The organism is Kocuria sp. WN036, assembly GCF_002287015.1.
GTDB lineage: Bacteria > Actinomycetota > Actinomycetes > Actinomycetales > Micrococcaceae > Kocuria > Kocuria rosea.
In genome coordinates this window covers 15,544-36,206 of the sequence record NZ_NSKF01000002.1, presented here as the reverse complement: position 1 = coordinate 36,206, position 20,663 = coordinate 15,544, and the positions used below count along the sequence as shown (strand labels likewise).

The window sequence follows — 20,663 nt, the reverse complement described above, 5'->3', positions numbered from 1 at the left end:
GGCTGGTTGAATGGGCGGATGAACGACGACGCGAACCGGCCCCGGTCCACCCCTCTGGAGGACTACGCGCTCCTGTCCGACCTGCACACGGGGCCGCTCGTGTCCCGGGACGGCAGCGTCGACTGGCTGTGCTTCCCCCGCTTCGACTCCCCGTCGGTCTTCGCGGCCCTGCTGGGCACGCCCGAGGACGGACGCTGGAAGCTCTCCGCCGTCGACGGCGTGGTCACGTCGCGCCGCTACCTGCCCCGCACCTTCGTGCTGGAGACGACGTGGCGCACCCCCACCGGGACCGTCGTGGTGACCGACTTCCTGCCCCCGGCGGCCGCCGGCGACGACCACCCCGACCACGCCGACCTCGTGCGGCGGGTCGAGTGCGTCTCGGGGACGGTCGAGGTGGAGCACGACCTGAGGATCCGCTTCGACTACGGGCGCGCCGTGCCCTGGACGCGGCGGGTCGACATCGACGGCAACGGCACCTGCGGGCAGCTCTCCATCGCCGGCCCCGACGCCCTGCTCCTGACCGGGCCGATGCTGCACCCCGAGGACTTCCCCCGCGTCGAGCCGCTCGAGGACGCCGCCCCGGACGCGGCCCCAGCCGCCGCCCCGGAGCAGCCCGGGGACCTCGACGAGGACGAGGGCGCCGTGGCCGACCGGCTCGGCGGGCGCTTCGGGCTCTCGGCCGGGGAGTCCCTCGACTGGGTGCTGACCTGGCACGAGTCCCACCACGGGCTGCCCACCCCCGTGGACCCCGCCGACGCCCTCGACCGCGCGGTGTCCTTCTGGACCGAGTGGTCCTCCCACGTGGGCACCCACAAGCGCCACGAGCAGGCCGTCCTGCGCTCGCTGCTCGTGCTGCGGGCCCTCACCCACCGCGGGACCGGCGGGATCGTCGCGGCCCCCACCACCTCCCTGCCCGAGGAGTTCGGGGGCAGCCGCAACTGGGACTACCGCTACACGTGGCTCCGGGACGCGGCACTGACCATCGAGGTGCTCGTCGCCCACGACTTCACCGACGGCGCGCTGCTCTGGCGCAACTGGCTGCTGCGGGCCGTGGCCGGGGATCCCGACCAGATCCAGATCATGTACGGCCTGGCGGGGGAGCGCCGGCTGCCCGAGAGCGAGCTGGGCCACCTCGGCGGGTACGAGGGATCGGCTCCGGTGCGGATCGGCAACGGCGCCGTGGGCCAGTTCCAGTCGGACGTCGTCGGGGAGGTCATGCTCGCGCTCGCCGCCCTCCGGGACGCCGGCGTGGAGGAGGACCGGTGGTCCTGGGGGCTGCAGAAGAACCTGCTGCGCTTCTGCGAGCGCAACTTCGACCGGGCCGGCCACGGGATCTGGGAGATGCGCGGGTCCGCCGCGTTCTTCGTGCACGGGCGCGCCATGATGTGGGCAGCCTTCGACCAGGGCGTGCGCGCCGTCGAGGAGCACGGGTTCTCCGGGCCGGTGGAGCGGTGGCGTGAGCTGCGGGACCGGCTGTGCGCCGAGATCCTGGAGCACGGCTTCGACACGGAGCTGAACACGTTCACGCAGACCTACGACAACACCGAGGTGGACGCCTCGCTGCTGCAGCTGCCGCACACGGGCTTCGTGGCCTACGACGACCCGCGGATGCTCGGCACCGTGGCCCGGATCGAGCGGGACCTGCGGGGGGCGCACGGGCTGGTGCACCGCTACCGGACCGCCTCCGGCCTGGACGGTCTGGAGGGCGACGAGTACCCCTTCCTCATCTGCACGTTCTGGCTCGTGGAGCAGTACGCGCGCAGCGGCCGGGTGGACGACGCCGGTGAGCTCCTGGAGCAGCTCGCGGGCTACGCCAACGATCTCGGCCTCTACGCCGAGGAGTTCGACCCCGTCAGCGGGCGGCTCGCCGGGAACTTCCCCCAGGCGTTCAGCCACCTCGGGTTCATCCGCGCCGTCGACGCCGTGGTGCGGGCACGGGCCGGCGTGGACCTCACGGATCGGCTCCAGACGTAGGCGGGACGCGGCGAGGCACCGGCCGGACGCCGGCATGACGCCGGCAGGGTCTCCCCGCGGAGCACGGGCACGGAGCAGGACGCATCGACCAGGACGGACAGCATGAGCACCTTCGACCGGGCGGCCGATCTGCCGCACGACCTCACCGACGAGCTCCTCGACGGCCTCGGGGTGGAACGGGCCACTCCGCTGGGCGGCGGCGACACCGCGGCGGCCTTCCGCCTGGAGACGGCGCGGGGGCCCCTGTTCGCGAAGACCATGGCGGACCCGCCCGCCGGGATGATGGCGGCGGAGGTCGCGGGACTGCACGCCCTGCGGGAGCACGTGCCGGAGCTCCTCGGGGTGCCGGAGGTCGTGCGGTGGACGGACGACGGCATCGTCCTCGAGTGGATCGACGAGGCCCCGGGCTGGCGCCCGTCCGGGACCGAGGTGGAGTGCGGGCGCGGGCTCGCGGCGCTGCACCGGGTGCGGGGGAAGGCCTTCGGCGGGCTCGACCCGGAGCTGCCCGGGCGGATCGGGTCCTTCGCGGTGGACCTGTCCCCGACCCAGGACTGGGCGGCGTTCCTGCTCGACCGGCGGATCCGCCCGCTCCTGCGGGACGCGCTCGGGGCCGGCCGGATCGCCCCGCACGCCGCGGACCTGCTCGAGGAGCTCGCCCCGCGGGCCGAGGAGCTCGCGGGGCCGCCGGAGCCCCCCACCCTGGTGCACGGCGACCTGTGGGCCGGGAACCGGCTCGTGGACGTCCGGGGCCGGAACTGGCTGATCGACCCGTCGGCGCACTGGGGCCACCGCGAGGTCGACATCGCGATGATGCTGCTGTTCGGCGGCTTCGGCGAGGAGTGCCTGGCCGCCTACGACGCCGAGCACCCGCTCGCGCCCGGCTGGCAGGAGCGGGTGCCGTGGTACCAGCTGCCGCCGCTGCTGGTGCACGCCGTCCGGTTCGGCGGCGGCTACGGGGACGCGGCCGTGCGGGCGCTCCGGCAGCTGCGCGGCTGACCGGCCGCGCCGGGAAGCGGCGGCGGGAGCAGGGTCCTCAGCGCTGCTCGCCCACCGCCCGGTTGTCCACGGCCCGGCCGGCCCGGCGCCGCTCGGCCCGGCGCCGCTCCGCCTCGTGCTGGTCGGCATGCTGTGCGCCGGTGCCGGCACCGGCACGGCGGCGGAGGTACGCCGTGGCCAGCACCACCAGGACCGCCGCCGCGGCCGCGCCCCAGGCCAGGAGCACGGACCGCGGCTCGTCCGTGGCCCGGCCGACCGCGATCCAGGACAGCCCCCACGCGGAGGCGGCGGCCACGGCCCAGCGCCCGCCGACCCGCCGCTGGATGGCGGCGACCACTGCCGCGAGCACGAGCACGACGACGACGCCGATCCACTCGGCGCCCCGGCCCTCCTGCGACACGCCCGAGGACACGAGGGCGGCCGCCACGTTGGCCGCCGTCGCGACGGACACCCAGCCCAGGTACAGCCCGAAGGTGCCGTCGACCACGATCAGGTCGAGCGGGCCGCGCCGGCCGGGGACCTCGGTCAGGCGCACCACCAGCAGGCCCAGGACGAGGACCAGGGCGACGATGACCCCGACGCTGGCCCAGATCCAGCCCTGCTGGGTGACCAGCAGCCAGCCGGCGTTGAGGAGCATGGACGCCGCCGCGAGCCGGCCGGTGGCGCGGGCCCGGGGGTCCGTCGTCCGCGAGGGCAGCCACTGCCAGACGGTGTAGGCGAACAGCCCCAGGTAGATGACCGACCAGATCGAGAACGCCGTGCCGGCGGGGGCGAGCAGGGTGGCGTCCGCGGAGAGGCTGCCGCCGGACGACTCCTCGACCCGGGTGCCGAAGACGCCGATGCCGACGAGCGTGCCCAGCAGGCACGCGATCTCGCTGACGGTGACCAGGACCTGGCGGACGCGGTCCGCGCGGGTCGGCCGGAGGTCGGTGCGGCCGGTGCTGACGGGGGAGGCGGTCACGGCGGGGCCTTTCTCGGGTGGCACGGACCGGGGGTCGCGGGTCGGGACTCCCGGGTCGGAGTGCGCGGGTCGGAGTGCGCGGGGTGGAACGTGCGGGTCGGAGTGCGCAGGTCCTCGACCGCCACGGTAGGCCCTGGACCTGACTGCCACCAGGGACGGGGCGCCGGCTGGGGCATCCGTTCCCGGCCGGCGCCCGGGCCGTTCCCCTAGAGTGGCCGGATGGAACCCGAGCAGACGTCCCGGCCCGTCGTGGGCCTTCTCGGCGCCACCGGTATCACCGGGCGCGTGGCACTGGCCCATCTCCTGGCGCGGGCGCCCGAGGCGGGGGTGGACGTCGTCGTCGGCGCCCGGGACCCCGAGCGCGTGCGAGCGCTGTGCGCCGCACGGGAGCTCCCCGTCTCCGAGGTCCTGCACGCCGACGTCGCGGAGCCCGGCTCGCTGCGCGCGTTCGTCCGGCGGGTCGACGTGCTGGTGAACCTCGCGGGGCCCTACACGCGGCTGGCGCCCCCGGTGCTCGCCGCGTGCGTCGCGGAGGGCACCCACTACCTGGACCTGACGGGCGAGTCGCAGCTCGCCCACCGCACCGACCGGGACCTGCACGAGGCCGCGCGGGCCGCGGGGGTCGCGATCGTGCACACGGCGGGCTTCGAGGCCCTGCCCGCCGACGTCCTCGTCGACGCCGCCCGCCGGCACGCCGCGGCGCGCGGCGAGACGCTGCGCTCCGCGGACCTCGTCACCTCCGTGCGCACGCCGCCGGGGACCGGGTTCTCGGAGTCGGTCTCGGGCGGGACCGTGCAGAGCCTCGTCGAGGTGCTGCGGGACCCGGACCCCGCCCGCACCGGGGACGTCGCCGCCCGTCTCCCGGACCCCGCGCCGGGCAGCGGGACCGCCGCGGACCCCGACGCCGTCCGCGCGACCAGCCCGCTCCGCCTGCGCGCCCGGACCGCCCGCGGCCGGGTGCTCGCGGCCATGAGCCCGCTCGCGGCGATCAATCCCCCGGTGGTGCACCGCACCCAGGCCCTCAGCCCCGTCCCGGGGGCCGCCGCGCACCCCCTGGCCTTCCGCGAGGCCATGGACGTCGGCCGCGCGGGCGGGCTCCGCGGGGCCGGGCGCTTCGCCGCCGCCGTGGCGGTGGCGGTGTTCCAGGCGCTCGCCGGCCTCGCCGCCGCCCTGCCGCACCCGGTGCGGGCGAGGCTCGCCGACGTCCTGGCGGGAGTCCTGCCCCAGGCCGGGACGGGCCCGGCGGGCGACGTGCTCACCGGCTGGTCCTGGACCACCCGCGGGGTGTTCACCACCCACGAGGGAGGCGGCTTCCCCGCCGTGCTGGAGGCGCAGGGCAACCCCGGCTACGGCACCACCCCGTGGCTGACCACGGAGCTCGCCCTGCGCATGGCGGTGCGCGGCGTCCCGGCCGCCGCCCTCGGCTCGAGCACGCCCGCCCTGGCCCTGGACGGCGACCTCGACGCCCTGCTCCCGGCCCGGGTGCGCATCACGGTCGGCTGAGCGCCGTGGACCGGACACCGTGGACGGCGCGCGCCGGCCCCCGTCCCCCACGAGGGACGGGGGCCGGCGGCACGACCGCTGCGGGCGGGACTACGGCTTGAGCACCACCTTGATGCAGCCGTCCTCCTTCTTCTGGAACTTCTCGTACATCTCCGGCGCCTGCGACAGCGGCACCTGGTGGGTCGCCAGGTCGAGGACGCCCAGCGGGTCCGAGGGGTCGTCCACGAGCGGCAGGAGCTCGTCGATCCAGGACTTCACGTTGCACTGGCCCATGCGCAGCTGGACCTGCTTGTCGAACAGCGTGAGCATCGGCATGGGGTCCTTCATGCCGCCGTACACGCCGCTGAGCGAGATCGTGCCGCCGCGCCGGACGGCGTCGATGGCGGTGTAGAGCGCGGTGAGCTTGTCCACCCCTGCCGTCTCCATCGCCTTGCGGCCCAGCGGGGACGGCAGCAGCCCCACGGCCTTGTGGGCCGCGCCGGCCACGTGGGAGCCGTGCGCCTCCATCCCGACCGCGTCCACCACGGAGTCCGGGCCGCGGCCGTCCGTGAGGTCCTTGAGCCGCTCCGCCACGTCGCCCGCGGAGTCCAGCGTCTCGATGCCGTGGCGCTCGGCCATGGCCCGGCGCTCGGCGACCGGGTCCACCGCGAGCACCCGGTAGCCCAGGTGCCGGCCGATCCGGGCGGACATCTGGCCGATCGGGCCCAGCCCCAGCACGGCCAGGGAGCCGCCCTCCGGGGGAGCGGCGTACTTCACGGCCTGCCATGCGGTGGGGACCACGTCGGACAGGTAGAGGTAGCGCTCGTCCTCACCGGTCTCGGGGACCTTGATGGGCCCGTAGTCGGCGTGCGGCACCCGCAGGTACTCGGCCTGCCCGCCCGGCACGGAGCCGTAGAGCCGCGAGTAGCCGAGGAACGCCGCGCCGCTGTTGTACTCCCGGACCTGGGTGGTCTCGCACTGCGACTGCAGCCCCTGGTTGCACATGAAGCAGTGCCCGCAGGAGACGTTGAACGGGATGACCACGCGGTCCCCGGCCTTGATGTGGGTGACGGCCGGGCCGACCTCCTCGACGATGCCCATCGGCTCGTGGCCGATGATGTCGCCCTTGTCCATGAACGGGCCCAGCACCTCGTACAGGTGCAGGTCGGACCCGCAGATCCCGCTCGACGTGATCCGCACGATCGCGTCCGTGGGCTCCTGGATCCGCGGATCCGGGACCTCCTCGACGCTCACCGAGCGCTTTCCCTGCCATGTCAGAGCCTTCATCGATCCTCCTTCTCAGAACGGCCCCTCCGGTGCGGAAGGACAGCATGCTGATCTGTTCGGTCCGCCCCAGTCTACTCGGCGGTGTCCGGACCCGCATAGTGCGGGGCCTCGGCCGCGGTCTCGCCCCGGAGGAAGTACGCCCCCACCGAGCCGGCCAGGGTCGCGAAGACGGCCACCGAGTAGAGCGCCAGCACCACCTCCAGCACGCGGGGGAAGCCTCCCTGCGCCCCGAGCTCCCGGCCCGTGACGGTGGACATCGCCGCGTCGGACAGCGCCGGGCCGTATCCCGCGTAGTGGCCGAGGACGTACAGCAGCTGGCTCGAGACCAGCACGACGACGCCGGTGACCGCCGCGAGCCAGCCGATCCTGCTGGACAGCAGCTTCCCCGCCGAGCGGGAGCCGCGCACCCCGGCCGAGAGCACGCTCCCCGCCCGCGTCAGCCGGGTGAGCCGGAGCAGCCGGGCGGCCTGCAGCGCACGGACGAAGCGCAGGAAGGGCAGCAGCAGGAACAGCACCTGCCACCAGTTGCGCTTCCAGAACCGGGCGGAGAACCCGGCGACGTAGGCCCGGAGCAGGAACTCGCCGACGAACACGGCCCAGAAGAGCCAGCCGACCACATTGAGGAGTGCTACGAGCCCGGGGTCCTCGGCGAGCAGCTGCCCGAGCACCACGAACAGGAACAGCACGCCCAGCACGCCCATCGGCCGGTCGAGCCGGCGCGCGAGCCCCTCCGCGAGACCCAGCTGCTCGGCCTCGTCGACCGGCCGCCGGTGCTCGTGCCGGGTGCCGTCGTTCCTCGCCACTGCTGTCCTCTCGGTCGCGCCGGTCTGCTCCTGGCCCACGGTAGGGCACGGGCGCGCGGACCCCGCCCCGGGCGCGGGCGCAGGCCCGTCCGTCCGTCCGTCCGAGGGAGGGTGCGGAGGGTCAGTCCGTTGGCGTCACGGTCGCGTCGACGAGGATGGGCTCCTCGCCGCGGTCGACGTAGAGCTGCGCCGTCTCCTCGTCGGCGACCGCCTGCAGGGCCTCGTAGTCGTCGACCGTGAAGACGTCCCGCTCCTCCACCGTGCCGGTGGCCTCGACCTCGTCGCCCACGGACAGCCCCTCGGGCAGCTGGTCTGCGAGCACGAGCGTGTCCTCCGCGCCGATGGCGATCACCTGGTGGGCCAGGACCTCCTGCACCTCGCCGGTGAGCGTCATGGCCTCGCCCACGAGCTCCTCGGTGGGCACGCCCGACTGGTCGGCGCGGGTCAGCTCGGTCTCCTCGGCGCAGCCGGCGGCGGTGCCGGCCAGGAGGAGCGCGGCCGCCGCGGAGGCTGCGGTCCGGGGGAAGCGGTGCATGGTGGTCTCCTCGTCGTCGTGCTGTGCTCGGTGCCGTTACGGCAGGACGGGGACGACCGTACGCGGGAGGATCACCGTGCGGCCACCCCCGAGGGCCCTCCCGCAGGGTTCTCGCCGCGGATCGTGACCCCGCCGTGATCCTTCACCCCCTCCATTTCCCGCGGTCGGCGTTCCGGGGGGTCCGCGTCCGGTGTGGCACGTTGCACACAGTGCAATGTTGCACGGAGTGCATGGTTGCACCTAGTGTCAGCACTCGTGACGAACCTGCCCGCCGAGCCCGCCCGGCACCACCCCCCGGAGGACCGGCGGGAGGCCGTGAAGTACCACAACCGCCGCGCCATCATCGACGCCGCCGCGGCCCTGGCCGCGGAGCGCGGACTGGGGCGCTTCACCGTCAACGACCTCGCCGATCGGGCCGGGGTCTCGCGGCGCACCATCTTCAACCACTTCGCCTCCGCGGACGACGCCGTCTACGCGCGCTTCAGCGAGCTGCTCGGCGTGTTCGTCGACAACTTCGCGCGCGTCGTGGAGGCCACCCCGCCGCCCGCGAACCCCAGCCCCGGCGCCGTCCTCGAGCAGCTGGCCGACGTCATCGAGCGGACCGAGCTCGTCCCCGCCATGTGCCACATCGCCCACCTGATGGGCGCGAGCGGGGACAGCCCCATCACCGCGATGTGGGCGCACGAGGTGTTCCAGACCCTCACCGCCCGGCTGGCCGCGGAGATCACCGACCGGGTCCCCGGCGCACCCTCCTTCACCGTGGACCTGCTCGCAAGCCTGCTGCTCCACGCCCTGGCCGTGTCCTTCGAGCGGTGGGCCGAGGAGACCGGCGCGGTGGACACCCCGGACAGCCGCGAGACCTGGCGCCGGCTGCTGCGCACCGCCGTGGAGCGCCTGCGCCACGGCTTCGCCGACTGACCCGACCGACAGAGCACGACCCCCAGAGCACGACCCACGGAACACGACCGACAGAGAAGAGACATGGCACATCTGCTGTACCGACTCGGGCGCTTCGCCGCCCGCCGCGCCTGGGCCGTGGTCGCGGCCTGGGCGGTGGTCCTGCTCCTCGCCGGCGGCGCCTTCGCCGCCTTCGGCGGGCAGCTGACCAACGCGATCACCGTTCCCGGCACCGAGACCCAGCGGCTGGCCGACCGCCTGCAGAGCGAGCTGCCCGACGCCGGCCACGGCACCGGCCGGATCGTGTTCCAGACCGAGGACGGCGACCCGTTCACCGCGGACCAGCGCGAGCAGATCGGGAAGGCGCTCACCGAGGCGGAGGAGTCCCCGGGCGTCGACGGCGTCCTGGACCCGTTCGCCGCCCAGGACGAGCGCGAGGCGCAGGAGCAGCAGCTCGCGGACGGGCGCGAACAGGCCGCCGACGGCCGCGCGCAGCTCGACGCCGCCGAGGACACGCTCGACGAGAACCAGGAGAAGCTCGACACCGCCCGGGAGCAGGCCGAGCGGGCCGACGCCCCCGACCAGGTCCTCGACGAGCTCGACGAGCGCCAGGAGGCCCTCGACGACGGCCGCGCGGAGCTCGAGCGCAACCGGGAGCAGCTCGCGGACGGCCTGCCCGAGCTCGACCGCGGCGAGCGGATGATGGCCCTGGCCGAGGAGACCCGCACGGTCTCCGCGGACGGGACCACCGCGATGGCCGTGGTGACCTTCACCGCCGAGCAGCAGGCGGTCACCGCCGAGGAGAAGGAGTCCCTCCAGGCCGCCGTGGACGGCACGGAGATCGAGGGCGTGCAGGTCGACTACTCCCTGGAGATCGCCCAGGACATCTCCCAGCTCGTCGGCCCCGCCGAGGTGATCGGCGTGGTCATCGCCGGGATCGTGCTGCTCGTCATGCTCGGCACCCTCGTGGCCGCCGGCCTGCCCATCCTGATGGCACTCACCGGCGTGTCCGTCGGCGCCCTCGGCGTGCTGTCCTTCTCCGGGGTGCTGGACATGATGTCGGTGACCCCGATGCTGGGCGTCATGCTCGGACTGGCCGTGGGCATCGACTACTCGCTGTTCATCCTCAACCGGCACCGCCAGCAGCTGCTGGCCGGCACGGAGCTGCACGAGTCCATCGGCCTGGCCACCGGGACCTCCGGCAACGCGGTGGTCTTCGCCGGGCTGACCGTGATCATCGCCCTGGCCGCGCTCAACGTCACCGGCATCCCGTTCCTGGGCGTCATGGGCACTGCGGCGGCGGTCTGCGTGGCCGTGGCCGTGCTGGTCGCCGTGACCCTCACCCCGGCGCTGCTGTCCCTGGTGGGGGAGCGGCTGCTCCCTGCCCGCGCCCGGACCCGCGCGGCCCGCCGGCCCGCCCACCTCGGGGAGCCCCGCCCCGGGGTGGCCACCCGCCACCCGGTGCTGACCCTCGTGGCCGGTGTGCTCGCGCTCGTCGTCGTCGCGCTCCCCGCGGCCTCGATGCGCCTGGGCCTGCCGGACGCCTCCTCCGAGCCCGAGGACTCCACCCAGTACCGCACCTACCAGGTCCTCGACGAGAAGTTCGGCGCCGGCGCCAACGGCCCGCTGCTCGTGGTCGCCGACCTGCCGGAGGGCACGGACGAGTCCGGGGCCGCCGATCTGCAGCTCGCCGTGGGCGAGGAGCTCATGGCGGAGGACGACGTCGTCTCGGTGGTCCCGGCGGGGCTGTCGGAGGACCGCCGGACCGCCGCGTTCCAGGTCGTGCCCGTGGACGGCCCGGCCGCCGAGTCCACCGAGCGGCTCGTCAACGACCTGCGCGCCCTGTCCCCCGCCCTGGAGGACGAACTCGGGGTGAGCATCGGCGTCACCGGCCAGACCGGCGGCAACATCGACGTCTCCCAGCTGCTGGCCGACGCGCTGCCGCTGTACCTCACCGTGGTGATCGGGCTGTCCCTGGTGCTGCTGGTGCTCGTCTTCCGCTCGATCCTCGTGCCGGTCGTGGCGACCGCCGGGTTCATGCTCTCCCTCTTCGCCGCGTTCGGCGCGGTGGTGGCGATCTACCAGTGGGGCTGGCTGGGCGGTCTGCTCGGCGTGCACGCGCCGGGCCCGGTCCTGAGCTTCCTGCCCACCATCCTCGTGGGCGTGCTGTTCGGCCTGGCCATGGACTACCAGCTGTTCCTCGTCTCCGGGATGCGGGAGGCGTTCGTGCACGGCCGCTCGGCGCGGGCCGCCGTGCAGGAGGGGCTCCAGGCCGGCCGGGCCGTGGTCACCGCCGCCGCGATCATCATGATCTCGGTGTTCGCCGGCTTCATGTTCTCCCACATGGCGATGATCCGGCCCCTGGGCTTCGGGCTCGCCTTCGGCGTGCTCGTCGACGCCTTCGTGGTGCGCATGACGCTGATCCCCGCGGTCATGCACCTGCTCGGCGACCGGGCCTGGTGGCTGCCCCGCTGGCTCGACCGGATCCTGCCGAACGTGGACGTGGAGGGCGACTCCCTGCGCCGCGACCGCACCCCCGCCCCCGAGGACCCGGCCGCCGCGGCCGGCCCGAGCGGCTGGGGCGACGCGGCGCCGGGCCCGGACGCCGAGCGCGAGCTGGTCGGCGCCGGCCGGCGCGACTGACGCGGAGGTCCCCGGCGAGGACGGCGCGCCCCGTCACCCGCAGCGGGTGACGGGGCGCGCCGTCGCCGGTCCGGTCCGCTGCGGTCAGGAGATGCCGTTCTCCTGCAGCCACATCTCCAGCAGGCCCAGCTGCCACAGCACGTTCGAGCGCAGCGGCGTGTGGTGCTGGTTCGGGTCGGCCAGCAGGGTCTCCACGACCTCCGAGTTGTAGAGCCCGCGCCGCACCGCCGCCGGGTCGGTCAGGGCGGCCTCGACCCGGTCCAGGGTCCCGCCCTCGAGGGTGCGGATCGCCGGGACCGGGAAGTAGCCCTTCTTCCGGTCGATCACCTCGTCCGGGACGATGCCGCGCGCCGCGCGCTTGAGCACGCCCTTGCCGCCGTCGGCGAGCTTGAGCTCCGGCGGGATGCGCCCGGCGAACTCCACGAGTTCGTGGTCGAGGAACGGCACCCGCGCCTCGAGGCCCCACGACATGGTCATGTTGTCCACGCGCTTCACGGGGTCGTCCACGAGCATCACCGTGGAGTCGGTGCGCAGGGCGGCGTCCACGGCCGTCTCCGCGCCGGGGCGGCCGAAGTGGCGCTCGATGAACGCGGTCGGCGCGTCGTGGGTCGCCATCCACTCGGGGGAGAGGACCTTCGCCAGCCGGGACCACGGCCGGTCGAAGAACGACTGGGAGTAGGTCTTCCGGGCGTCGTCGCGCGCGACGTCGGCCAGCGGCGGGTACCAGTGGTAGCCGCCGAGCACCTCGTCGGCGCCCTGCCCCGACTGCACCACCTTGACGTGCTTCGAGACCTCCTCGCTGAGCAGGTAGAAGGCCACGCAGTCGTGGCTGATCATGGGCTCGCTCATCGCGGCGACGGTCCGGTCGATCGCCGGGACCAAGCGGGCGTCGTCGATCGCGATCTGGTGGTGGTCGGTGCCGAAGCGGCGGGCCACGAGGGACGAGAACTCGAACTCGTCCCCGGACTCCTCGCCCCGGGACTCGAAGCCGATGCTGAACGTCTGCAGGTCCTCCTGCCCGCTCTCCGCGAGCAGGGCGACGACGAAGCTCGAGTCGATGCCGCCGGAGAGCAGCACGCCCACGGGGACGTCCGCCACCATGCGCCGCTTCACCGCGGTGCGCAGCTTCTCGACGAGCCCGTCCTGCCAGTCCTGCTCGGACCAGCCCGAGCGGTCCTCGTCGCGGGTGAACTGGGGGTTCCAGTACTCGTGGTCCGAGGCCGAGCCGTCGGGCTCGACCGTGCGCACGGTCGCCGGCGGCATCTTCCGCACGCCCTTGAGGATCGTGCGCGGGGCCGGGACCACCGAGTGGAAGGTGAGGTAGTAGGACAGGGCCGTGCGGTCGATCGAGGTGTCGACGTCCCCGGCCGCCAGCAGCGCCTGCACCGTGGACGCGAACCGCAGGCGCGCCCCCGTGTGGTCGACGTAGAGCGGCTTGATGCCCAGCCGGTCGCGGGCCAGGACGGTGCGCCCGCTCGTGTGCTCGGTGATGGCGAAGGCGAACATGCCGTGGAAGTGGTAGACGCACTCCCGGCCCCAGCGGTGGTAGGCCTTCAGGGCCACCTCGGTGTCCGAGGTGGAGAAGAACTCGTAGCCCATCCCGCGCAGCTCCTCGCGCAGCTGCCGGTAGTTGTAGATCATCCCGTTGAACACGATCGACAGCCCCAGCCGGGAGTCGACCATCGGCTGCCCGCCCGAGGGGCTCAGGTCGACGATCTTCAGCCGGCAGTGGCCCATGGCCACCGGCCCCTGGGCCCAGGCGCCCTGCCCGTCCGGGCCGCGGCCGGCCTGGGCGCACGTCATGCGGTGGATCGTGCCCGGGTCCGCGCCGGCGCCGTCGAACCGGACCTCACCGGCGATGCCGCACATCAGCGCCCACCTCCGCTCCGGGGCCGGGACGGGATCGGAAGAGAAGGTCCGTGGAGGGAGAGCATCCTCCAATGCTACGGGGGCACGCCGCCGAGCGCCCTTCCGGGGACCGGAGCCCGGCGTACGGTGCCTGTATGACCACCGACCCCACCAACCCCTGCCGGCTCTCCGCGCGGGAGCTCGCCGCGGCCGTCCGGGCCCGCACGGTCTCCGCGCGGGAGGTGCTCGACGCCCACTTCGCCCGGATCGACGCCGTGAACCCCGCCGTGAACGCCGTGGTCACGCAGGTCCGCGAGCAGGCGTACGCGGCCGCCGCCCGCGCCGACGAGCTCACCGCCGCCACACCCGCCGCCGAGCTGCCGCCCCTGCACGGGGTGCCGATGACGCACAAGGACACCCACGCCACCGCCGGGATCCGCACCACGTCCGGCTCCCCGGTGTTCGCCGAGCACGTCCCGGAGCACGACGACCTGATCGTCGCCCGGTTCACGGCGGCCGGGGTGATCAGCACCGGGAAGAACAACGTGCCCGAGTTCGCCGCGGGCTCCCACAGCTTCAACGAGGTCTTCGGGACCACGCACAACCCCTGGGCGCTCGACCGCAGCGCGGGCGGGTCCAGCGGCGGGGCGGCCGCGGCGATCGCGTCCCGGATCCAGCCCCTGGGCGACGGCTCCGACATGGGCGGGTCCCTGCGCAACCCGGCCGCGTTCTGCGGCATCGCCGGCTTCCGGCCCTCCGCCGGGGTCGTGCCCTCGACCCCGGCCGGCAACGCCTGGGCGTGGCTGGGCCGCTCCGGTCCGCTGGCCCGCAGCGTGGACGACCTCGCCCTGGCCATGTCCGTGCTGGCCGGCCCCGACCCGCGGATCCCCCTGGACTGCCCGGCACCGCGGACCGGGTTCCGGGCGCTCGCGGCGGAGGACCCGCCCGACCCGGGGGCCCGCCCCCTGGCCGGCGTGCGGATCGGGCTGAGCGCGGACTTCGGCCTCGGCGTCCCGGTGGAGCCGGAGATCGTCGAGGTGCTGGTCGCCCAGGCGCGGGTGTTCGAGGAGCTCGGTGCCGTGGTCGAGGAGGCCGTCCCGGACCTGCGCGACGCCGACGAGGTGTTCGACGTGACCCGGGCCTTCGACATGGCCGTGAATCTGCGCGAGGTGGTCGCGGAGCACCGGGAGCTCGTGAAGCCGGAGATCGTGTGGAACGTGGAGAAGGGCCTGGCGCTGACCGCCGAGCAGCTCATGGACGCGGCCCTGGCGTGCACGCGCCTGCACGAGGCGGTGCGCGCGTTCTTCGGCCGCTGGGACGTGCTGCTGACCCCCACCTCCCAGGTGCTGCCGTTCCCGTCGGCGGAGCGCTGGCCCCGCACGGTCGCGGGTATGCCGATGCAGACATATGTCGAGTGGATGCGCTCGGCGAGCCTGATCTCGGCCACCGGGTGCCCGGCCGTCTCGGTGCCGGGCGGCTTCAGCCCCGGCGGGCTGCCCGTGGGGCTGCAGCTCGTCGCCGCGCACGGGCGCGACGTCGAGCTGCTCCGGACCGCCCGCGCCTACGACCACGCCACCCGGCACGCGGACGCCGCGCCGCGCCTCTGAGGTGCGGCGCGGAGCCGGCACGTCGTACCGGGGCGGCCGATCCTGCTCAGGCCGCCGCCTCCAGCTCGAGTAGCGCCGCCTTGGCCTCCAGGCCGCCGACATACCCGCCCAGGCCGCCGTCGCCGCGCAGCACGCGGTGGCACGGGACGACCACCGGCAGGGGGTTCGTGGCGCAGGCCGTGCCCACCGCCCGCACGGCCTGCGGGCGCCCGACCGACCGGGCGACCGCGCCGTAGCTCTCCGTGCGGCCGTAGCCGATGTCGGGCAGGTGCTCCTGGACGAGGCGCCGGAACCCGTGCGAGAGCGACCGGTCCAGCGGGAGGTCGAAGCCGGTGCGCGTCCCGGCGAAGTACTCCTCGAGCTGCCGGACGGCCGGTGCCAGGCGGACCGGGGCGTGCAGCACCCGGGGGCTGATCCGGCGGGCCAGGTCCTGCAGGACCGCATCGTGGTCCTCCCGCGCGTAGGCCACCCGCACCAGCCCCTCCTCCGTGGCGGCCAGCAGCAGCACGCCCACCGGGGTGCTGACGGTCGTGAACGCGACGTCGAGCAACCCCGCCCGGGCGGCCCCCTTCTCCAGGCGCCGGTGCAGACCGCGCAGCACGGTCTCCGGCACGGGGTCGGCGCGGAGGCTCCGCAGGGGGGAGCGCGGGGTCGAGCCGAGGGTGTTCGTGGTCATCGGTCCTCTCCTGTCCGGTCGAGCTGGGTGTGGTGCCCCGTGCGGTTCCCGGCGCGGGTTCCCGTGCCGTTCGCGGGGGCGGTCGTGATGAGGGCCTTGCGGAGGGCGGCCACGCCGTCCGAGGCGGCCCGGCGGGCGGCCTCCGGGGTGCCGCCGAGCAGCTCGGCGATCTGCCGGTAGGGCAGTCCGCCCAGATAGCGGTAGGCCACGGCGTGCCGCTGCTTGGGCGGCAGGGCGGCCACCGCCGCCCACAGCGGGGAGTCGTGCTCGTGCGGGGCGTCCCGGTGGGCCGGTGGCTCCGGGAGGGTGGCCACGGGCACCGCCGCCCGGCACCGGGCCCGGAGGACGTCGACCGCCTTGCGGTGGGCGATCGTCACCAGCCACGCCTGCACGTTCGCCGTGGCCGGCAGGTCCGGGTACGCCCGCAGCGCGGCCAGGAACGTCTCCGACCACGCGTCCTCGGCGTCCGCGGACGTGCTCAGCACTGCCCGGCAGACCCGCCACACCACGGGGCCGTGCCGGGTCACCTGCGTCTCGAAAGGCTCTTTCGTGTCCATCACCTCGTAGACGTCCGCACCGGACGGAACGTGAGATCGGCGCCGGACGGCCACTCCGCTGCGGGGACCGGCACCGTCCGGCGGCCGATCACAGGCCCGCGGGCACGTTGTACGGCGTGATGACGTCGATCATCGAGTGGTGGCGGCGTTCCTCCGGAGGGATCGCGCCGTGGGCCTCCATGACGATCCTGCAGCACCGCTGCAGGTCCTGCTCGAGGTCGTGGTGCAGCACGGCGTGGATCCGCCCGGCCCGCAGCAGCTCCACGTTCTCCGGAGCCAGGTCGTGGCCGACGACGACCCGCGGGGCGCGCCCGGCGTCGTCGAAGGCGGCCATGATCCCGCGGTTGCCGCCGCCCACGGAGTAGACGGCGTCGAGCTCCGGGTGCTCGGTCAGGGCCCTGCGGAACAAGTCCCGGGTGGTGCGGTCGAGGCCGTCGCCGCCGGGCAGGTCCAGCACCGCCCGCTCCGGGTCCAGCGCGCGCAGGGTGCTCCGGAAGCCGTTGCCCCGCTGCTCCTCGCCGTGGAACCAGTCGTTGCTCACGACCACGGCCACGGAACCGGGGCGGTCGCGCATCCACTGCTCCACCAGGTAGGCCGCGGTCGCCCCGGCCGCTCGGTTGTCGAAGCCCACGTAGGCCCGGCGGGGGCTGTCCGGCAGATCGGTCACCAGCGTGACCACCGGGATGCCGGCCGCCTCGAGCTCGGCCACCGCGGTGCTGACCACGGGTACGTCCGGGGCCTTGAGGATCACGCCCTGGGTGCCTCGGTCGGCGATGCGCCGCAGCACTTCCGCGCAGCCGTCGGGGTCCCACCGCTCCTGGAAGGAGAACCGTGCCCGGAAGACGGCCGGGCGCAGACCGGGCAGGGCTGCCTCGAGTCCCTGCCGGACGGCTGCGGTGAACCGCGTGGGGGCGTCGACGACGACGTCGACCATGAACCGCCGCCCTGTCAGCTCCAGCTGCGTGCGCTGGGCGTCCAGGTCCCGGATCGCCTGGTGCACGAGCCCGGCGGTTCCTGCCCGCACACCGGCTCGGCCGTGCAGCACGCGGTCGACCGTGGCGTCGCTGACCCCCGCCTGGCGGGCGATCTCCCGGATCGGGTAGCGGTGGGGCACTTCGGGTCTCCTGACCTCGTGCGGGAGCATTCGGGAACCGACCGGCCCGGAGCAGTCCCGAGCCGGGCCGTTCCGGAACCTATCCCTGCCGGGCTCGCGGAGTACAGCGCTGAGGGATTCCTGAGTGAAATGGGCATTGCCTGGCACCGCGGCAAGCGGAAGGCTGGCCCTGCACGAGGCCCTGCACCGAGGGCTGCCGGAGAGAGGAACTGCCATGACCCTGGACCCCGCTACCGCCCGCCGCGCCGCCCGCTGGTTCACCCCCGCCGACTGCCGGCTCGAGGACTTCCGCGAGGACGTGGAGGTCGTCACCGATCCCGCCGAGTATCCCCACGCCACCGCCGTCGAGCAGAACGTGCTGCTGTACGGGCCCGGGCTGCAGGCCGTGGTCCAGGACCCCGCGCGGCGGCGGGAGGTCCAGGCCGAGCTTGCGCACGCCCTGGAGCGCGGGCCCGGCGTGGTGGTGCTGCAGGGCGCCTTCCCGGACGGTGCCGTCGTGGACCGGGCGACCGCCGCGTTCGAGGGGCTGATCCGGGCCCAGAAGGAGGCCGGGACCGCCGCCGGGGACCACTTCGCCGCTCCCGGCGCCAACGACCGGGTGTGGGGCGCGGCCGACAAGTTCGCGCTGGCCGACCCAGAGGCCTTCGCCGACTACTACGCGAACGATCTCATCGCCCTGGTCTCCGAGGCGTGGCTGGGGGCCGGCTACCAGGTGACCTCCCAGATCAACGTGGTCAATCCGGGCGGGGCCGCCCAGACGGCGCACCGGGACTACCACCTGGGCTTCATGTCCGCAGAGCAGGCCGCCCGGTACCCCGCGCACGTCCACCTGCTCTCCCCGGCGCTGACCCTGCAGGGCGCGGTCGCCCACGGGGACATGCCGGTGGAGTCCGGACCGACCATGTTCCTCCCGCACTCGCAGAAGTACGCTCCCGGCTACCTCGCCGTCCACCAGGAGGAGTTCGTCGAGTACTTCGACCGGCACCACGTGCAGCTGCCGCTGTCCACCGGCGACGCCGTGTTCTTCAATCCCGCGCTCTTCCACGGTGCCGGCCACAACCGGTCCCGCAACATCCGCCGGATGGCCAACCTGCTCCAGATCTCCTCCGGCTTCGGGCGCGCCATGGAGACCGTGGACCGCACGGCGATGTCCACGGCCCTGTACCCCGTGCTGCTCCGGCGGCGTGCCGAGGGCGCGCCGGAGCGCTGGCTGGGCAACGTCGTCGCCGCCTCGGCCGAAGGCTACGCGTTCCCCGCGGACCTCGACCTCGACCAGCCGGTCGGCGGGCTCGCCCCCCGGACCCAGGCCGAGTTCGTGCTGCACCACCTCGAGGCCGGCACGGAGCCGGCCGAGGTCGGGGACGGCCTGCGCGCCATGGCGCGACAGCGCTCCGGCGTGCGGCAATGAGCACGGCCGGCACCCGGCCCCTGGCCGTGCTCCTCGTCGGCGCCGGACGCATCGGCCAGATCCACGCCGCCGCTCTCGCCGTCCATCCGGACACGGTCCTCACGCGGGTCGTCGACGTCGTGGAGGCCGCAGCCGCCGCGGTGGCCGGCCGGTACGGCGCCGCGCACGGCACGGATGCGCTCGAGGCACTGGCATCCGGGGAGATCGACGCGTGCGTGGTCTGCTCCCCGACCCCCACCCACACCGAACTCGTCGACGCGGCCCTGCGCCTGGGAATCCCGGTGCTGTGCGAGAAGCCCCTCGACCTGGACGTGCGCCGCGCGGCGGACCTTCTGCGGGAGCACCCGCCGGCCGACAGGCCTCCGGCGATGATCGGGTTCAACCGACGCTTCGACCCCCACTTCGCGGCCTGCAGGACCCGCGTGCGGGCCGGGGAGATCGGCCCGGTGGAGCAGCCGGGGATCACCAGCAGGGACCCGGCCCCGCCTCCGGCGGGCTACCTCGCCGGGTCCGGCGGGATCTTCCGCGACATGATGATCCACGACCTCGACATGGCGCGGTTCTTCGTGCCCGATATCGTGCGCGTGACGGCCTCCGGCTCCACGGTGTTCAGCCGGGAGATCGCCGAGCTGGGCGACGCCGATACCGCCGTGGCCGTCCTCGAGGGCGCCCGCGGGGAGCAGGTGGTCATCACGAACTCGCGGCGCTGCTCCTACGGCTACGACCAGCGGCTGGAGGTCTCCGGGCCGCTCGGGACGCTCACCGTGGGCAATCCGCTGCCGACGACGGTGCAAGCGTCAGGGCCGGCGGGCTGCGGCCGGGCGGACCCCTGCGAGCCGTTCTTCCTGGAGCGCTACCGGTACGCCTATGCCGCGGAGCTGCACCGGTTCGTCCGGGCCGTCCGAGGGGAGGAGAGCGGCTCCCCGGGCCTGGAGGACGGGCTGGCCGCGAGCGTGCTCGCCGAGGCCGCGACGCGGTCGGCGGCGGAGGGGCGGCGGGTCGAGGTGGCGGAGATCAGGACGAGGATCGGGGCGGAACCGACGGCCGCGAAAACGAGCCGGGAGGGACGACAGGCATGAGCGGACAGCTCGAGAACGCCGTGGCGCTCGTGACGGGAGGAACACGCGGTCTGGGTGCCGCCGCCGCCCGCCGGGCGGCCCTCGAGGGAGCCGCCGGGATCGCGGTCACCGGCCGGGACGCGGACGCCGGGCGCCACACCGTGGCGCGGCTGAGGGACCTGGGCGCGGACGCCGAGTTCGTGGGCGCGGACCTGGCAGACACCGGGCAGGCCGCGTCCGTGGTGCCGCGCACGGTGGAGCGGTTCGGTAGGCTCGACGCCGTGGTCAACGCGGCCGGGCTCACCACGCGCGGGACCATGCTGGACACCACCGCGGAGCTCTTCGACCAGCACGTGGCGGTCAACCTGCGGGCGCCGTTCCTCATCATGTCCGAGGCGATCCGGCACTTCCGGAGCCGTGGTGCCCCCGGCGCGATCATCAATGTCATCAGTCTCTCCGCCCACGGCGGCCAGCCCTACCTGGCGCCGTACGTCGCGGCGAAGGCAGGGCTGGCCGGACTCACCCGCAACGCCGCCCACGCCCACCGGTGGGACCGGATCCGGATCAACGGCGTGAACATCGGCTGGACGGCCACCGAGGGCGAGGACTGGATCCAGCGCGAAGCCCACGGCGCCGGGGACGACTGGCAGGAGCGGGCCGCTGCGGGGCTGCCCATGGGCCGGCTCGGGGACCCGGACGAGATCGCGGAGTTCCTCGTCTACCTGCTTTCCCCGCGCAGCGGCGTGGTCACCGGGTCGGTGATCGACTGGGACCAGACCGTGGTGGGCGGCTACGACTGAGCACCACGGTGCGGCGT

17 protein-coding genes are annotated in these 20,663 nt (G+C 74.4%); 9 read left to right on the top strand and 8 right to left on the bottom strand.

Going from position 1 to position 20,663, the window contains the following annotated elements; genetic code table 11:
- The first annotated feature begins 18 nt into the window (after positions 1-18).
- Both CK505_RS01580 and CK505_RS01575 read left to right on the top strand, forming a co-directional pair.
- On the top strand, positions 19-1,974 hold the full coding sequence (locus CK505_RS01580; RefSeq protein WP_095649984.1) for a glycoside hydrolase family 15 protein: 1,956 nt from the start codon (positions 19-21) through the stop codon (positions 1,972-1,974).
- A gap of 102 nt (positions 1,975-2,076) precedes the next feature.
- Positions 2,077-2,970: a fructosamine kinase family protein gene (locus tag CK505_RS01575; protein ID WP_095649983.1), complete on the top strand. Its 894-nt coding sequence runs from the start codon at positions 2,077-2,079 to the stop codon at positions 2,968-2,970.
- 37 nt (positions 2,971-3,007) lie between these two features.
- Here the strand turns inward: CK505_RS01575 and CK505_RS01570 are convergent, their stop codons facing one another.
- The gene (locus CK505_RS01570) at positions 3,008-3,931 is read right to left on the bottom strand and encodes a tryptophan-rich sensory protein (protein WP_095649982.1); all 924 of its coding nucleotides are present in this window, start codon (positions 3,929-3,931) and stop codon (positions 3,008-3,010) included.
- A gap of 219 nt (positions 3,932-4,150) precedes the next feature.
- Here CK505_RS01570 and CK505_RS01565 point away from each other — a divergent pair, with 219 nt between their 5' ends.
- A complete protein-coding gene (locus CK505_RS01565) occupies positions 4,151-5,434 on the top strand; it encodes a saccharopine dehydrogenase NADP-binding domain-containing protein (RefSeq protein ID WP_095649981.1) in 1,284 nt (427 codons plus the stop codon).
- A 90-nt stretch (positions 5,435-5,524) separates the two neighbouring features.
- Here CK505_RS01565 and CK505_RS01560 read toward each other — a convergent pair whose 3' ends face one another.
- The 3 genes from CK505_RS01560 to CK505_RS01550 form a co-directional block, all read right to left on the bottom strand.
- Positions 5,525-6,700, bottom strand: coding sequence for a zinc-dependent alcohol dehydrogenase (locus tag CK505_RS01560; protein WP_017831784.1), 1,176 nt, complete (start codon positions 6,698-6,700; stop codon positions 5,525-5,527).
- Between the two features lie 71 nt (positions 6,701-6,771).
- Complete coding sequence (locus CK505_RS01555; protein ID WP_052132761.1) at positions 6,772-7,503, bottom strand: hypothetical protein; 732 nt, start codon at positions 7,501-7,503, stop codon at positions 6,772-6,774.
- Between the two features lie 121 nt (positions 7,504-7,624).
- Entirely contained in the window at positions 7,625-8,038 is a 414-nt protein-coding gene (locus tag CK505_RS01550; protein ID WP_095649980.1) for a hypothetical protein, read from the bottom strand.
- A gap of 255 nt (positions 8,039-8,293) precedes the next feature.
- Here CK505_RS01550 and CK505_RS01545 point away from each other — a divergent pair, with 255 nt between their 5' ends.
- Both CK505_RS01545 and CK505_RS01540 read left to right on the top strand, forming a co-directional pair.
- Positions 8,294-8,956, top strand: coding sequence for a TetR/AcrR family transcriptional regulator (locus CK505_RS01545; RefSeq protein WP_017831787.1), 663 nt, complete (start codon positions 8,294-8,296; stop codon positions 8,954-8,956).
- Positions 8,957-9,019: 63 nt separating this feature from the next.
- On the top strand, positions 9,020-11,578 hold the full coding sequence (locus CK505_RS01540; RefSeq protein WP_095649979.1) for an MMPL family transporter: 2,559 nt from the start codon (positions 9,020-9,022) through the stop codon (positions 11,576-11,578).
- Positions 11,579-11,662: 84 nt separating this feature from the next.
- Here the strand turns inward: CK505_RS01540 and CK505_RS01535 are convergent, their stop codons facing one another.
- The gene (locus tag CK505_RS01535; protein ID WP_095649978.1) at positions 11,663-13,447 is read right to left on the bottom strand and encodes an N-acetylglutaminylglutamine amidotransferase; all 1,785 of its coding nucleotides are present in this window, start codon (positions 13,445-13,447) and stop codon (positions 11,663-11,665) included.
- A 134-nt stretch (positions 13,448-13,581) separates the two neighbouring features.
- On the opposite strand from CK505_RS01535, the gene CK505_RS01530 reads away from it, so the two are divergent.
- Positions 13,582-15,033: an amidase family protein gene (locus CK505_RS01530; RefSeq protein WP_095649977.1), complete on the top strand. Its 1,452-nt coding sequence runs from the start codon at positions 13,582-13,584 to the stop codon at positions 15,031-15,033.
- 46 nt (positions 15,034-15,079) lie between these two features.
- Here the strand turns inward: CK505_RS01530 and CK505_RS01525 are convergent, their stop codons facing one another.
- From CK505_RS01525 to CK505_RS01515, 3 genes are all read right to left on the bottom strand, one after another.
- The gene (locus tag CK505_RS01525; RefSeq protein ID WP_095649976.1) at positions 15,080-15,709 is read right to left on the bottom strand and encodes a methylated-DNA--[protein]-cysteine S-methyltransferase; all 630 of its coding nucleotides are present in this window, start codon (positions 15,707-15,709) and stop codon (positions 15,080-15,082) included.
- Positions 15,706-16,266 (bottom strand): RNA polymerase sigma factor, encoded by a 561-nt coding sequence (locus CK505_RS01520; RefSeq protein ID WP_095649975.1) that lies wholly within the window; start codon positions 16,264-16,266, stop codon positions 15,706-15,708. The genes CK505_RS01525 and CK505_RS01520 overlap by 4 nt, the downstream gene beginning before the upstream one ends.
- 88 nt (positions 16,267-16,354) lie before the next feature.
- The gene (locus CK505_RS01515) at positions 16,355-17,380 is read right to left on the bottom strand and encodes a LacI family DNA-binding transcriptional regulator (RefSeq protein ID WP_017831793.1); all 1,026 of its coding nucleotides are present in this window, start codon (positions 17,378-17,380) and stop codon (positions 16,355-16,357) included.
- 214 nt (positions 17,381-17,594) lie between these two features.
- Here CK505_RS01515 and CK505_RS01510 point away from each other — a divergent pair, with 214 nt between their 5' ends.
- The 3 genes from CK505_RS01510 to CK505_RS01500 are packed head-to-tail and all read left to right on the top strand — an operon-like array spanning position 17,595 to position 20,646.
- Complete coding sequence (locus CK505_RS01510) at positions 17,595-18,788, top strand: phytanoyl-CoA dioxygenase family protein (protein WP_095649974.1); 1,194 nt, start codon at positions 17,595-17,597, stop codon at positions 18,786-18,788.
- Positions 18,785-19,867, top strand: coding sequence for a Gfo/Idh/MocA family oxidoreductase (locus tag CK505_RS01505; RefSeq protein WP_176475261.1), 1,083 nt, complete (start codon positions 18,785-18,787; stop codon positions 19,865-19,867). Before CK505_RS01510 ends, CK505_RS01505 begins: the two co-directional genes overlap by 4 nt.
- A complete protein-coding gene (locus CK505_RS01500) occupies positions 19,864-20,646 on the top strand; it encodes an SDR family oxidoreductase (RefSeq protein WP_095649973.1) in 783 nt (260 codons plus the stop codon). The genes CK505_RS01505 and CK505_RS01500 overlap by 4 nt, the downstream gene beginning before the upstream one ends.
- Positions 20,647-20,663: the final 17 nt, after the last annotated feature.